General features: G+C 71.1%; 8 protein-coding genes and 1 pseudogene. 7 read left to right on the top strand and 2 right to left on the bottom strand.

Annotated elements, in window-relative coordinates:
* Nucleotides 1-402: 402 nt before the first annotated feature.
* From ACWCQ6_RS17130 to hflX, 3 genes are all read left to right on the top strand, one after another.
* Nucleotides 403-2,559, top strand: a complete 2,157-nt coding sequence (locus tag ACWCQ6_RS17130; protein WP_451089939.1) for a RelA/SpoT family protein — start codon at nt 403-405, stop codon at nt 2,557-2,559.
* Between the two features lie 117 nt (nt 2,560-2,676).
* Complete coding sequence (locus tag ACWCQ6_RS17125; protein WP_451089937.1) at nt 2,677-4,131, top strand: M1 family metallopeptidase; 1,455 nt, start codon at nt 2,677-2,679, stop codon at nt 4,129-4,131.
* Between the two features lie 144 nt (nt 4,132-4,275).
* The gene (gene hflX, locus ACWCQ6_RS17120; RefSeq protein WP_451089935.1) at nt 4,276-5,796 is read left to right on the top strand and encodes a GTPase HflX; all 1,521 of its coding nucleotides are present in this window, start codon (nt 4,276-4,278) and stop codon (nt 5,794-5,796) included.
* A 79-nt stretch (nt 5,797-5,875) separates the two neighbouring features.
* Here hflX and ACWCQ6_RS17115 read toward each other — a convergent pair.
* Together ACWCQ6_RS17115 and ACWCQ6_RS17110 are read right to left on the bottom strand one after the other, a co-directional pair.
* A pseudogene (locus tag ACWCQ6_RS17115) lies at nt 5,876-6,067 on the bottom strand (hypothetical protein); the annotation flags it as partial.
* A gap of 218 nt (nt 6,068-6,285) precedes the next feature.
* Nucleotides 6,286-7,506 (bottom strand): trypsin-like serine peptidase, encoded by a 1,221-nt coding sequence (locus ACWCQ6_RS17110; protein WP_451089933.1) that lies wholly within the window; start codon nt 7,504-7,506, stop codon nt 6,286-6,288.
* Nucleotides 7,507-7,834: 328 nt separating this feature from the next.
* On the opposite strand from ACWCQ6_RS17110, the gene ACWCQ6_RS17105 reads away from it, so the two are divergent.
* The 4 genes from ACWCQ6_RS17105 to ACWCQ6_RS17090 are packed head-to-tail and all read left to right on the top strand — an operon-like array spanning nt 7,835 to nt 13,888.
* Nucleotides 7,835-9,214: a diaminobutyrate--2-oxoglutarate transaminase family protein gene (locus ACWCQ6_RS17105; RefSeq protein ID WP_451089931.1), complete on the top strand. Its 1,380-nt coding sequence runs from the start codon at nt 7,835-7,837 to the stop codon at nt 9,212-9,214.
* Nucleotides 9,215-9,243: 29 nt separating this feature from the next.
* Complete coding sequence (locus ACWCQ6_RS17100) at nt 9,244-11,118, top strand: IucA/IucC family protein (RefSeq protein ID WP_451089929.1); 1,875 nt, start codon at nt 9,244-9,246, stop codon at nt 11,116-11,118.
* A gap of 43 nt (nt 11,119-11,161) precedes the next feature.
* Nucleotides 11,162-11,926, top strand: a complete 765-nt coding sequence (locus ACWCQ6_RS17095) for a GNAT family N-acetyltransferase (protein ID WP_451089927.1) — start codon at nt 11,162-11,164, stop codon at nt 11,924-11,926.
* Nucleotides 11,927-11,986: 60 nt separating this feature from the next.
* Entirely contained in the window at nt 11,987-13,888 is a 1,902-nt protein-coding gene (locus ACWCQ6_RS17090; RefSeq protein WP_451089925.1) for an IucA/IucC family protein, read from the top strand.

The raw sequence follows: 13,888 nt of genomic DNA, 5'->3' as shown, positions 1-13,888 counted from the left end.
GGGTCCTGCGGCACGGCGACTTCGCCAGTCGCGACGACCTGATCGACAAGCTGGAGGCGTACGTGATCGGGTACAACGAGACCGCCAAGCCCTACCGCTGGACCTACGAAGGCACCCCACTCAAGGCCGCCTGATCAACACCCCTCGACGAACTTCCGCGGAGCAGCACCAGGCAGGGTCTTTCGTCCGGATCAGGCCCGATCAGGCCGGATCGGGCACCGGGGCGGGCGAGCCCGGCATGATCCAAACGAGAGGCCCTGGAGCTTCGCTCGAATGGGTGATCCGTTTCACGCTGGGCGAGAGCCGGACTCCGCCACGTGGTGGGCTCGGTAGCATCAAGCACCGGCCCGGAGGCGCGACCGCACCTTCCCACCGCCGGTCGACGCCGCCGGAGGTGCCCCCATGAGTGCAGAGGCCACCAGCCCAGGTGCCCCCATCCGCAGACGGGGCCGCCCCCGGATCGATCTGCGCAGGCTCGGCCGCGTCGCGCTGCTCGGCCCCGTCTCCCGTGACCGGCTGCCCGACGCCATCGGCCATGTCGCCGAGGCCCACCGGGCCCACCACCCGGACGCCGACCTCTCGATCCTGCGTCGGGCCTACGTACTCGCGGAGTCCTCGCACCGCGGCCAGATGCGCAAGAGCGGCGAGCCGTACATCACACACCCGCTCGCGGTCACGCTGATCCTCGCCCAGCTCGGCGCCGAGACGACGACGCTCACCGCGTCGCTGCTCCACGACACCGTCGAGGACACCGACGTGACCCTCGACCAGGTGCGGGACCAGTTCGGCGACGAGGTCTGCTATCTCGTCGACGGCGTCACCAAGCTCGAAAAGGTCGACTACGGAGCGGCCGCCGAGCCGGAGACCTTCCGCAAGATGCTCGTCGCCACCGGGGACGACGTCCGGGTCATGTCGATCAAGCTCGCGGACCGGCTGCACAACATGCGCACCCTCGGCGTGATGCGGCCCGAGAAACAGGCCAGGATCGCCAAGGTCACCCGCGACGTACTGATCCCGCTGGCCGAACGGCTCGGCGTACAGGCCCTCAAGACCGAGCTGGAGGACCTGGTCTTCGCGATCCTCCACCCCGAGGAGTACGAACGGACACGCGCGCTGATCGCCGCCGCGTCGGCGCGGCCGGACGGCTCCGGCACCGACCGCCAGGACCCGCTCGCGGCCATCGCCGAGAACGTCACGACGGTGCTGCGGGAGGCCGGCATCCCCGCCGAAGTCCTCATCAGGCCACGCCACTTCGTCTCCGTGCACCGGGTCGGCATCAAACGCGGCGAGCTGCGCGGCACCGACTTCGGCCGGCTGCTGGTGCTCGTCGGCGAGGACGCCGACTGCTATGCCGTTCTGGGGGAGCTGCACACCTGCTTCACCCCGGTGATCTCCGAGTTCAAGGACTTCATCGCCGCTCCCAAGTTCAACCTGTACCAGTCGCTGCACACCGCCGTCGTGGGCGAGGACGGGGCGGTCGCCGAAGTCCTCATCCGTACCCACCGGATGCACAAGGTCGCCGAGGCCGGAGTCATCGCCCTCGGCAATCCGTACGCCGCGGACAGCGGCACCGGCCTCCAGGCGGCCGAACCCGCGGACGGCGAGCGCGCCGACCCCACCCGACCCGGCTGGCTCTCCCGGCTCCTCGAATGGCAGCAGTCCGCCCCGGACCCCGACACCTTCTGGACCACGCTCCGCGCCGACCTGGCCCAGGACCGGGAGATCACGGTTTTCCGGACGGACGGCGGCACGCTCGGACTGCCCGCCGGAGCCAGCTGCGTCGACGCCGCCTACGCGCAGTACGGGGACGAGGCGCACAACTGCATCGGCGCCCGGGTCAACGGCCGGCTGGCCACTCTCGGCACCGTGCTCAGCGACGGCGACACCGTGCAGCTGCTGCTCGCCGAGGACGCCGCCTCGGGCCCCTCACCCGACTGGCTCGACCACGCCCGGACCCCCGCCGCCCGCATCGCCATCGCCGGCTGGCTCGACGCCCACCCCGAAGACACCCCGAGCCCGCACGGCGGCCGGCCCGGGCCCGGCCGGCCGTCGCACAGCCACTCCAGACCCGGACCGCAATATCCGGTCGGAGCCGGGCTCGCCATGGCCCGGACCGCCGTGGTGGACCGGCCGGACGCCACCGTACGGCTCGCGGGCTGCTGCACCCCCGCACCACCCGACGCCGTCACCGGATTCGTGGTGCGCGGCGGCGCCGTCACCGTCCACCGGCTGGAATGTCCCGCCGTCGCCCGGATGCAGTCGGTCGGCCGGTCGCCGGTCGGGGTGAGCTGGGAAGACTCCACCGAGTGCCGGGTCACGCTGATCGCCGAGTCCTTCGGGCGCCCCCGGCTGCTCGCCGATCTCACCGAGGCCATCGCGACGGCGGACGCGGCGATCATCGCCGCCACCGTCGAACCGCCCAGCGAACAGCGTGTCCGGCACACCTACACCCTGCAACTCCCCGACGCGGCCGGGCTGCCCGCCCTGATGCGCGCCATGCGTGATGTGCCCGGGGTGTACGACGTGAGCCGCGCCCGGCATCCCGCAGCCACCGTCTGACGCCGACGGGCGGGGGCCGTCCGCCGTGCGCCGCCAGCCGTCCGCCATGCGCTCTCATTCGGGTGGCGCGGCGCGCGCCGCGCCTGCCCAGCGGGAAGTCGCTGGTAGCGGTAGTCCATGCCGTTCATCTCGCGCCGTCTGCGGGCCGCCCTGCTGGTCACCGCATCAGCCACCCTCGTCGCAGCCACCCTCCCCTCACCCGTGCCGCTCGGTATCGGTGATCCGCTCTTCCCCCATCTCGGCAACCCCGGGTACGACGTCCGCGCCTACGACATCGGACTGACCTACCACGGCGACAACAGCAAGCCGCTGGACGCCGTCACCAGGATCGACGCGCGGACCACCGAGCCGCTCGACCGGATCAACCTCGACTTCACCCGGGGCACCGTCCGCGGCGTCGAAGTCAACAGTCTGCGCACCGACTTCGCCGTCAAGGACGAGGACCTGGTCATCGAGCCAACGGGCCGTCTCCCCGCCGGGGTGCCGCTGCGCATCACCGTCCGGCACACCAGCGACCCCAGCGGCGACCCCGGCAGCGGCGGCTGGCTGCGTACCGCCGACGGCCTCGCCATGGCCAATCAGGCCGACGCCGCGCACCGGGTCTTCCCCAGCAACGACCACCCAGCCGACAAGGCCTACTTCACCTTCCGGGTCACCGCGCCCAAGGACCTCACCGTCGTGGCCAACGGACTGCCCACCGGCACGGCCAGGCACGGCGCCGGCACCACCTGGACCTACCGGACCGAACACCCCATGGCCACCGAACTGGCCCAGGTCTCCATCGGGCACTCCTCCGTCCTGCGCCGGACCGGCCCGCACGGACTGCCGGTACGCGACGTGGTGCCCGCCGCAGATCGCAAGCGCCTCGAACCCTGGCTCAGCAAGACCCCAGCCCAGCTGGAGTGGATGGAACAGCAGGTCGGCCGCTACCCCTTCGAGACGTACGGACTGCTCGTCGCCGCCACCGACACCGGCTTCGAACTGGAGACCCAGACGCTCTCGCTCTTCGAGCGGTCCCTGTTCACCGGGACCGGCCATCCCGAGTGGTACCTCGACTCGATCATGGTCCACGAGCTCGCCCACCAGTGGTTCGGCGACAGCGTCTCCCCGCGGAACTGGTCCGACCTGTGGCTCAACGAAGGACACGCCGTCTGGTACGAGGCCCGCTACGCCGAAGAGCACGCCGACCAGCCGCTGGAGAGCCGGATGCGAGAGGCATACACCAGGTCCGACGGCTGGCGCGCGGCCGGCGGCCCGCCGGCCCGTCCCGACGTCCCGGAACCCGGCCAGAAGCTCAGCCTGTTCCGGCCGGTGGTGTACGACGGCAGCGCACTGATCCTCTACGCGCTGCGCCAGGAGATCGGCGCGAGCGCGTTCGACCGGCTGGAGCGCAGCTGGGTGCGCGAGCACCGGGACTCCAACGCCACCACCGAGGACTTCGTCCGGCTGGCCTCCCGGACCGCGGGCCGCGACCTGACCTCCTTCCTCGACGGCTGGCTGTACGGGGAGAAGACCCCGCCGATGCCGGGGCACCCGGACTGGCAGAGCACCGCGCCCGCCGCACGGCGATAAACCCGGGTGACTGCTGAGGCGCGGCCGTGCCACTATCGACGGGTCGCCGCGGCGGCCGGACCGGAGATCCCCGACAGCGGGAATCATCGGAAGGGGTCACGCGTTGTGACTTGTGTAACGGACTTCCAACGACGTAAGGATCCAATGACCTCCTCTTCCTCCCTTCCCCAGGACGCGCAGGATGCGCGGAGCGCTACGGAGAATGTCACCGAAAGCCTCACCGAGAGCCTTCGGGCCGACGCCCTGATGGAAGAGGACGTCGCCTGGAGCCACGAGATCGACGGAGAGCGGGACGGCGAGCAGTTCGACCGCTCCGAGCGTGCCGCGCTGCGGCGTGTGGCAGGACTCTCCACCGAGCTCGAAGATGTCACCGAGGTCGAGTACCGACAGCTGCGCCTGGAGCGCGTGGTGCTGGTCGGCGTCTGGACATCGGGGACCGTGCGTGACGCGGAGAATTCCCTCGCGGAGCTGGCCGCACTGGCGGAGACGGCGGGCGCCCAGGTGCTCGACGCCGTTTTCCAGCGCCGCGACAAGCCGGACCCGGCCACCTACATCGGTTCGGGCAAGGCGCTGGAGCTGCGCGACATCGTCCTCGAATCGGGGGCCGACACCGTCGTCTGCGACGGTGAGCTCAGCCCCGGCCAGCTGATTCACCTGGAAGACGTCGTCAAGGTCAAGGTGGTCGACCGGACCGCCCTGATCCTCGACATCTTCGCCCAGCACGCCAAGTCCCGAGAGGGCAAGGCGCAGGTCTCGCTGGCACAGATGCAGTACATGCTGCCGCGGCTGCGCGGCTGGGGCCAGTCGCTCTCCCGGCAGATGGGCGGCGGCGGTTCCAGCGGTGGTGGCGGCATGGCCACCCGTGGCCCCGGTGAGACCAAGATCGAGACGGACCGGCGCCGGATCCGCGAGAAGATGGCGAAGATGCGCCGGGAGATCGCGGAGATGAAGACGGGCCGCGAGATCAAGCGTCAGGAGCGCAAGCGCAACAAGGTGCCGTCGGTCGCCATCGCCGGCTACACCAATGCGGGCAAGTCCTCGCTGCTGAACCGGCTCACCGGTGCGGGTGTCCTGGTGGAGAACGCACTGTTCGCCACCCTGGACCCGACCGTGCGCCGGGCCGAGACGCCGGGCGGCCGGCTCTACACTCTGGCCGACACCGTCGGGTTCGTACGGCATCTGCCGCACCACCTCGTCGAGGCGTTCCGCTCCACCATGGAGGAGGTCGGCGAGTCCGACCTGATCCTGCACGTGGTGGACGGTTCCCACCCCGCTCCGGAGGAGCAGCTCGCCGCGGTGCGCGAGGTGATCCGCGAAGTGGGTGCGGTGGACGTGCCCGAGATCGTGGTGATCAACAAGGCGGACGCGGCCGATCCTCTGGTGCTCCAGCGACTGCTGCGCATCGAGAAGTACGCGATCGCCGTCTCGGCGCGCACCGGTGCCGGTATCGACGAGCTGCTCGCGCTCATCGACACCGAGCTGCCGCGGCCGTCGGTCGAGATCGACGCGCTCGTGCCGTACATCCAGGGCGGACTCGTCTCCCGGGTGCATGCCGAGGGCGAGGTGATCTCCGAGGAGCACACGTCGGAGGGCACCCGCCTCAAGGCGCGGGTGCACGAGGAACTGGCTGCCGAGCTCTCCTCGTTCGTCCCCGTGGCGCACTGATCGCGGCGCAAGACGCTCAGCAGAAGGCCCGCCCCCGGCCGGGGGCGGGCCTTCGGGCTTCACCGGGTGCCGGTGGCCGTCAGCGACCGGAGAACTTCTCGCTCATCGTGGTGAAGACGTCCTTCGCGCCCGGACCCAGGTGGGGACCGGCGAGCCAGCCGGCGGTCACCGGTCCGATGGAGGTGTTGGAAACCGGCACTGACTTGCCGTCGCTGCCCTTCCTGAACCAACCACCGCCGGACGACCCACCCGTCATGGTGCAGCCGATGCGGGTCCGCCGCCGAAAATTTCCATGAACGTGTCATGCGGCTCGGTGGCCGGACCGGCGGCCACCGAAGATGCAGGGCCCCACCCTATGACGGTCCGGAGCGTGCTCCCCGCCACCACGGAGAGGGGCCCTGGGCGCTCAACTGCCGCGCCCAGGGCCCCTGATGTTCCGTACCGGAACCGTCGAACGTCACCGGAAACGGGCCGGGTGACGGTCCGTCGTCACTCTCCCGCGTACTTCTTGCTGACCGACTCGTAGACGCCCTTGGCCTCCTTGCCGAACCGCGGCCCCGCCAGCCAGCCGGCGGTCACCGGTCCGATGGAGGTGTTCGAGACCAGCGCGGGCTTGCCGTCCTGCCCCTGCGCGACCCAGCCACCGCCCGAGGAACCGCCGGTCATGGTGCAGCCGATGCGGTACATCGTCGGGTCCTGCGCCGTCAGCGAGAGCCGGCCCGGTGTGTCCGCGCACTGGAAGGCCTTCTGACCGTCGTACGGCGGAGCGGCCGGGAAACCGGTCGCCGTCATGCTGTCGATCTTCGGCACGGCCGGAGCGTTGAACTCTACGGGCAGCGCGGAACCGACCGTCTCCTCCAGGGACTTGCCCGTCGAACCCTTCTCCGGCGTCACGTGCAGCACCGCGAAGTCGTACGGCGCGCCCAGTCCGCCCGTCGAGGAACCCTGCGAGATCCACTGGTCGGACGTCTGCGCCCAGGTGCCCCACCACACGCCGTAGGGGGCGATCTCCTGCTTGGTCGCCTTCTTCAGCTCGGCCAGGGAAAGGCCCTGGTTGTTGTACGAGGGCACGAAGGCGATGTTGCGGTACCAGCCGCCCTTCTTGCCCGCGTGCACACAGTGCCCGGCGGTCCACACCAGGTTGGACTTCCCGGGGTGCGCCGGGTCCTTCACCACGGTCGCGGAACAGACCATGGAGCCCTCGGGGCCGTCGAAGAGCAGCTTCCCGGACTCGGCGGCATTGGCGTGGTACGGCGTTCCGACGCCCGCGGCGCGGACCGGCGCGGGCGTCGGGTCCGTCACGCCCTCGTCACCCGAGATGTCGTTGTCGACCGGCCTCTCGGGCGACTTGTCCGCATCGCGCATCCGGTCCGGGTCCCAGAGGTCCTCGATGATCGGGTTGACGTAGTCCTTGGCCTCACGCAGCCATTTGTCCCTGTCCCAGTTCTTCCACTCGCCGTTCCTCCACTGGTCGAGGTCGATCCCGTGTTCCTTGAGCCGGTCCTTCAGATCGTCAGGAATCGTGATCTTGCCGTCCGACGGCTGGCCGGCCGGGACGCCGGCCTTGTCGCTCGCGTTGTCCTCCTCGGGCCCGCAGGCCGTGGCGGTGAGCGCGAGGACCGCGGTGACCGCGGCCACGGCGAGCACCGACGAACGCCGACGGCCCGGCCTCCCCCGGCGTGCGGAGAGAACCGGTCGAATGAGTCGCATGTGGTGATCCCCCTGGGACTTCGTAACTCAACACTTCTGTACTGCACTGCGGTATTGCTCCGAGCCGTCCGCTCCGAACACCCTGCGGACTCCCGGACAGCTGTCCGGGGTCCTGTGCGGCCCCCACTATGCCGGTGCCGATGGGGACGGTGAGCGGCAGGGCCGCGGTTCCGCCCCCGCAAGGATCTTCGGATTTACCCGTGATCCGCCGCGCCCGGCGTCGTTGGTACGTGCGAGGGACCCGGGGAGAGCGTTCAACCCCGAACTCCGTCCGCGCACCGACGTACTGAGGTGCAACGCAACCGTTACCGCGGGAGGACCGACAGCCGTGGCCGTGACCGAACCAGCCCCGGTGGCAGCACCGGCGGTGCACGAGGGGATCCTGCGCCGCCAGTCCCTGCGCGAATCCGCCGCCCGTACCTATGCGCGGTCACTGCCGATCGTGCCGGTGCGGGCCCGCGGACTGACCATCGAGGGCGCGGACGGGCGGCGGTATCTCGACTGCCTCTCCGGAGCCGGCACCCTGGCACTCGGCCACAACCACCCGGTCGTCCTGGAGGCGATCAAGAAGGTCATCGACTCGGGTGCGCCGCTGCATGTGCTCGACCTCGCCACCCCGGTCAAGGACGCCTTCACCACGGAGCTGTTCGCCACCCTGCCGCCGCGGTTCGCCGACAATGCCCGGATCCAGTTCTGCGGACCGGCGGGCACGGACGCGGTCGAGGCGGCGTTCAAGCTGGTCCGCGGCGCGACCGGCCGCAGCGGCCTGCTCGCCTTCACCGGCGCCTACCACGGAATGACCGCGGGAGCCCTCGCCGCATCGGGCGGCGCCGAGGACGTACGGGTGACCAGGCTGCCCTTCCCGCGCGACTACCGCTGCCCCTTCGGCATCGGCGGCGAGCGCGGCGCGGAGCTCGCTGCCCGGTGGACCGAGAACCTCCTGGATGACCCCAAGGCGGGCACACCCGCACCTGCCGGGATGATCCTCGAACCGGTACAGGGGGAGGGCGGCGTGAACCCCGCCCCCGACGGCTGGATGCGCCGGATGCGGGAGATCACCGAGGCCCGCTCCGTCCCGCTGATCGCCGACGAGGTCCAGACGGGGGTCGGCCGCACCGGTGCCTTCTGGGCGGTCGAGCACAGCGGAATCGTGCCCGATGTGATGGTCCTCTCCAAGGCGATCGGCGGTTCCCTCCCGCTCGCTGTGATCGTCTACCGCTCCGAACTCGACACCTGGCAGCCGGGCGCCCACGCCGGCACCTTCCGGGGCAACCAGCTCGCGATGGCGGCGGGCACGGCCACCCTGGCCTTCGTACGGGAGAACCGCCTCGCCGAACGCGCCGCGACCCTCGGCGCCCGCATGCTCGCCCGTCTCCAGGCGCTGGCCACCGACCACCCCGCGATCGGCGACGTACGCGGACGCGGCCTGATGATCGGGATCGAGCTGGTCGACCCGGAGGCCACCGCTCCGGGTGACGGCCCCGAGCCCCCGCCGGCGCCCGCCCTCGCCGCCGCCGTCCAGCAGGAGTGCCTGCGCCGCGGGCTCATCGTCGAACTCGGCGGACGCCACTCCACCGTCGTACGCCTCCTGCCTCCCCTCACACTCACCGACGAACAGGCAACAGCGGTCGTTGACCGCCTCGCCGACGCCCTGGCAGCCGCCGAGCGGCTGCCGCACCACCGCACCACGACCGGGTCGATCCGCTGACCCCGGACACCCTTACAAGAAAGACCGCCGTGAACCCCACCCCCGCGCCCCAGGCCGACGGCTCTCCCCCCACCCAGCAGCTCGCCGGCCCCCTCGTCGTCGAACAGTCCACCGTGCCGCGCCAGATGACGGCACCGCCCGACGAGCGGTACACCCAGCACTGCACGGCCACCGGCAGGGCGACGGCCGACCCGCTCGACCACCCGGATCCGCTGCGGGCCGCCGACACCGCGGGCTCGGAGAGTCTGCTGCGCTGCTGGGTCCGGGAGACCGGTCAACCCGGCCCGGACGGCCGCACGCTGCGGATCCCCCTCCCCACCAGCGGAACGGCCCTGCTCGTCCCCGTGCTCTACTGGTCGGTCACGGGCTGCCACCGCTTCGGCCCGCCCGTCCTGGAGGGCGCGCCAGAAGGAGCACCGCCCGCCGACGCCGTCACCGTCGCCGCTCTCCTGGGCCGCGAGGCCGACTGCGAGGAGGGCACCGACACGGTGGCCCGGGTGGCCGACTCGGTACGGCGCACCGCCGGCTTCATCGCCGAACGGCGCCGCGACCCCCACGCCCCGGCCGAGGCGGACCTCTTCCTCACCGCGGAGCAGTCGCTGCTGCTCGGACACCCGCTGCACCCCACCCCCAAGAGTCGCGAAGGGCTCTCCGACGCCGAGTCCCGCCTCTACTCACCCGAGTCGCACGGCTCCTTCCCGCTGCACTGGATGGCCGTCGACCGGTCCGTGCTGGCCACCGACTCCGCATGGACCTACGGGGGCCGCCCCGTGCCGGCCACCGAGCTGCTCACCTCCCACGTCGCGGGTCTGCGCCTTCCCGGCAACACCGCACCGATTCCGCTCCACCCCTGGCAGGCCCGCGAGCTCGCACACCGCCCCGAGGTGGCTGCCCTGCTCGACGCCGGACTCCTCCACGACCTGGGACCGCACGGCGGCCGCTGGCACCCCACCTCCTCGGTCCGTACCGTGCACCGGCCCGGTGCCGAGGTCATGCTCAAGCTCTCCCTGGGTGTACGCATCACCAACTCCCGCCGGGAGAACCTCCGCAAGGAACTCCACCGCGGCGTGGAGGTACACCGGCTGCTCCGCACCGGGCTCGCCACGCGGTGGCACGCCGCCCACCCGGGCTTCGACATCGTCCGCGACCCGGCCTGGCTCGCCGTCGACGGCCCGGACGGCGAACCCGTGCGGGGGCTCGATGTGATGCTCCGTCACAACCCCTTCGGGCCGCACGACGACGCGGTCTGCATCGCGGCCCTGACCGCCCCGCGTCCTTGGCCGGGCAGGGCCGGCATGCACTCGCGCCTCGCCGAGATCGTTCACTCGCTGGCCGCCTTCACCGGAAGGACCGCGGGCGCGGTCGCCGCGGAGTGGTTCCTGCGCTACCTGGACCGCGTCGTGCGCCCCGTGCTCTGGCTCGACGGCCACGCGGGCGTTGCGCTCGAAGCGCACCAGCAGAACACCCTGGTGCTGCTCGGCCCCGAGGGCTGGCCGGTCGGCGGCCGATACCGTGACAACCAGGGCTACTACTTCCGTGAGTCCCACCGCGCGGCGCTGGAGCACCGGCTCCCCGGCATCGGATCGGTCAGCGACACCTTCGTCTCCGACGCGGTCACCGACGAACGCTTCGCCTACTACCTCGGCATCAACAATGTGTTCGGCCTGATCGGAGCGTTCGGCGCCCAGCACCTCGCCGACGAACGCGTACTCGTCGCGGCCTTCCGCCGATTCCTCGGCTCGGCCACCACCCTGGGCTCGCCGCTCTCCACCCACCTGCTGGAAAAGCCCCATCTGCGGTGCAAGGCCAACCTGCTGACCCGGATGCACGGCCTGGACGAACTCGTCGGCCCCGTCGACACCCAGTCCGTCTACGTCACCATTGCCAACCCCCTGTGTACCTGAGGAACATGACCCCCTCCTGACCCGCCGAGAGGAGAGCGACACCGTGGCCAGCGCCGATGCTCAGCCCGACGCCACTGCCGGCCCTGCCCCACCGGCCGACACGAGTGCCGAGGACACCCTGGACCTGGAGCTCCCCGAGGAACTCCTCGCCCTGTTCGGGGAGGACCCCCCGGTCACCGAGGGCGACGCGGGCCGGGCAGCAGGTGCGCGGCCGGCCGTGAGCGGGGCCGCCTCCTCCGATCTGCTCGACCGCCCGGCCGACTGGCGACCGGTCACCACCCCCGCCGGAGTCCTCCAACTCGTGCCTGTGCGACTGGAACGCGACCTCGCCGTACTGAGCCGCTGGATGAACGACCCCGCGGTCGCGGCCTTCTGGGAACTCGCCGGACCCGAAGCCGTCACCGCCGCCCATCTGCGCCCTCAACTCGACGGCGACGGACGCAGCGTCCCCTGCCTCGGCGTGCTGGCGGGCGTCCCCATGAGCTACTGGGAGATCTACCGCGCGGATCTCGATCCGCTGGCACGCCACTACCCGGCCCGTCCGCATGACACCGGAATCCACCTGCTCATCGGCGGTGTGAACAACCGCGGACGCGGCCTCGGTACCACCCTGCTGCGCGCCGTCGCCGACCTCGTGCTCGACAACCGCCCCCGGTGCGCACGTGTGGTCGCGGAACCCGACCTTCGTAACACCCCGTCCGTCTCCGCCTTCCTGAGTGCCGGCTTCCGCTTCTCTGCGGAACTCGACCTCCCCGACAAACGAGCCGCCCTGATGGTCCGCGACCGAACCCATCGTGCCCAGCTGTGAACGAACTGCCACCCACCTCACACCGCTCGAACCCCATCGGTTCCATCCCGAGGAGTCCCCGTGCCGAAATATCCCGAGAGCCATGATGAAGCGAAGTCCGCCGAGCTGCTCAGCACACCGGAACTGAACCGGGCGGTCTGGGACCGGGCCGCCGCCCGACTGCTCGCGAAGATGCTCGCCCAGTTCGCCTACGAGGAAGTCGTCGTGCCGGTCCGGCAGGCCGGCGGAGGCGATGGGTACACCCTCGGCCTCGACGACGGCGGAACACTCGGCTTCAGCGCCCGGCGGGGCGTGTACGGGAGCTGGCACATCGCCCCGGACTCGATCCTGGAGATGCCCGGGAGCACACCCGGAGCAGCGGTCGAGTCGGGGTGTACCGACGACGAGCGGCCGGGCGGCCGGAGCACCGAGGCCGTCCCCTTCCACGATCCCCTCCAGTTCCTCGTACGCGCCCGCCGGCTCCTGGACATCGACGGCGCCACCCTCGGCCACCTCATCCGTGAGATCACCACCACCCTCACCGCCGACGCCCGGCTCGACCACACCGCGCTCCCCGCCGCCCGGCTGGCCGAGCTCGACTACGCCGAGTTGGAAGGGCACCAGACCGGCCACCCCTGGCTCGTCGCCAACAAGGGCCGCCTCGGTTTCTCCGCCGCCGACGCCTCGCGCCACGCCCCCGAGGCCCGCAAGCCCCTCACGCTGCCGTGGATCGCGGTCTCCACGAGGATCGCCGCCTACCGCGGAGTGGCCCGCCTGGCCGGACCGGAACAGTTGTACGCCCAGGAGCTCGACCCGCCGGTCCGCGACTCCTTCGCCGCCGTGCTCCGCACCCGCGGCCTCGACCCCGCCGGCTACCTCTGCCTTCCCGTACACCCCTGGCAGTGGGACGAATGGATCGTTCCGGTCTTCGCCCCCGCCATCGCCGCCGGTGACATCGTTCCGCTGCACGCCGACGCGGACCTCAGGCTGCCGCAGCAGTCCATCCGCACCTTCAGCAATGTGGCCCGCCCCGACCGGCACACCGTCAAGCTGCCCCTGTCGATCCTCAACACACTGGTCTGGCGGGGACTGCCGAGCGAACGCACCCTAGCCGCCCCCGCCGTCACCAACTGGGTCCACGGCCTGCGCGACCAGGACGCCTTTCTGCATGACACCTGCGGGGTCATCCTGCTCGGCGAGGTGGCCTCGGTGGCGGTCGAGCATCCGCTCTACGACCACCTTCCCGAGGCCCCGTACCAGTTCAAGGAGATCCTCGGCGCGATCTGGCGCGAACCCCTCCAGCCCCGGCTCGCGCCCGGCGAGCGGGCCCGGACCCTCGCCTCGCTGCTCCACACCGATCCGCAGGGCCGCGCCTTCACGGCCGAGCTCGTCGACCGGTCCGGTCTGACGCCCACCGCCTGGCTGACCCGCCTCTTCGCCGCGCTGCTGCCGCCACTGCTGCACTTCCTCTACCGGTACGGCACGGTGTTCTCCCCACACGGCGAGAACGCCATCGTGGTCTTCGACGACCAGGACGTGCCGGTGCGCCTGGCGATCAAGGACTTCGTCGACGACGTGAACGTCAGCGCCCGGCCGCTGCCGGAGCACGAGTCGATGCCCGAGGACGTACGCCGCGTCCTGCTCACCGAGGAACCTTCTTTCCTCACCCAGTTCATCCACGCCGGACTGTTCATCGGGGTGTTCCGCTTTCTGTCGCCGCTCTGCGAGGAACAGATGGGGGTTGCGGAGGACGATTTCTGGTCACTCGTCCGCGCCGAGATTCTGCGCCACCACGCCCGTTTCCCCGAGCTCAAGGAGCGGTTCGAGATGTTCGACCTGCTGACCCCCCGCATCGCACGCCTCTGTCTGAACCGCAACCGCCTGCACGTCGACGGGTACCGGGACCGCCCCCAGCGCCCGCACGCGGCCATCCACGGGACCGTTCCCAATCCGCTGCACCCCTCCGCCGGAGTCCGGGAGTGA

Source organism: Streptomyces sp. NPDC001880 (assembly GCF_053594575.1).
The sequence above is the reverse complement of the archived record's forward strand: the minus strand, read 5'-3'. Positions and strand labels throughout refer to the sequence as shown.

Coding starts and splice junctions, on each gene's coding strand:
- ACWCQ6_RS17110 (WP_451089933.1), bottom strand. CDS start 7,506: ATGCGACTCATTCGACCGGTTCTCTCCGCACGCCGGGGGAGGCCGGGC.
- hflX (WP_451089935.1), top strand. CDS start 4,276: ATGACCTCCTCTTCCTCCCTTCCCCAGGACGCGCAGGATGCGCGGAGC.
- ACWCQ6_RS17130 (WP_451089939.1), top strand. CDS start 403: ATGAGTGCAGAGGCCACCAGCCCAGGTGCCCCCATCCGCAGACGGGGC.
- ACWCQ6_RS17125 (WP_451089937.1), top strand. CDS start 2,677: ATGCCGTTCATCTCGCGCCGTCTGCGGGCCGCCCTGCTGGTCACCGCA.